Below are 742 nucleotides of genomic sequence, written 5' to 3'. Positions count from 1 at the left end.
TGTTTGTTCCATTGTAGCAGGGGGAATTCCTTTTTTTCTGGAAAGAAAACACATCGTCTCAGGCTTTATCCAGCTTGTGTTGTTTAGATAGCTATTGGTGTCTACATTTTAATTCGTACCTTGCCGATAATGGAGGCTTATCAAATCATGGCGAAAAATGAAGAGTATGTAAATAGGTTCGGCTTTAAGCTAAGTAAAAAAGTAAGAAAAAGAGTGGATGATTTTTAACAAAAGAGCCAAAAATGAAGTGCACCCCAACTTGTAGACACAGTCTAAAAGTTGAAGGTGGTTTTCTTTTTGGATAAATTTACAAGTGGGGAAGCGATTAACGCGCTTACGCTATAATTGCATTATTTTTCTATTAACATTGAATACTTTCGATACACTTTATAGAAACTGATGGCAAATAAAACAACCATTAGGGCGGGAAGCGACCTCAAAAGAGCGAATGGAGTTTCAAATAAAAATGCTTTCCAAAACCATGCACCTTTCATACTCCAAAGACCTTCAGTTAAATATAAACCTGAATCCTTATAGATCATATAAGAAAAAAACAAACACATGAAACCTAACCCAGAAGAATAATTCATCAATCTTTTATAATAATTACTCTTTGATTGGCGATCCGAGAAGATTTCATTTTGACCATCATCTTCTTTTTGCCAATATCGAATTCCACTAAGCCAGGGGCCATTTATATAAATCCAACCGAAGTCTTCATATATCCCTTTGTAATCTTTAA

General features: G+C 34.6%; 1 protein-coding gene and 1 pseudogene (1 of these 2 cut by a window edge). One reads left to right on the top strand and one right to left on the bottom strand.

Translation table 11 applies throughout. The features are described from left to right. Positions 1–91, top strand: a pseudogene (locus MOC09_RS20060) (transcriptional regulator); its annotated part reaches 241 nt to the left of the window's first position; the annotation flags it as partial. 259 nt (positions 92–350) lie between these two features. On the opposite strand, the gene MOC09_RS20055 reads toward MOC09_RS20060, so the two are convergent. After that, the coding region (locus MOC09_RS20055; protein WP_268371690.1) for a DUF2812 domain-containing protein at positions 351–742 on the bottom strand (392 nt) is incomplete at its 5' end.

The sequence above is a fragment of the Bacillus sp. N12A5 genome (assembly GCF_026790125.1).
Classification (GTDB): domain Bacteria; phylum Bacillota; class Bacilli; order Bacillales; family Bacillaceae; genus Bacillus.
The sequence above is the reverse complement of the archived record's forward strand: the minus strand, read 5'-3'. Positions and strand labels throughout refer to the sequence as shown.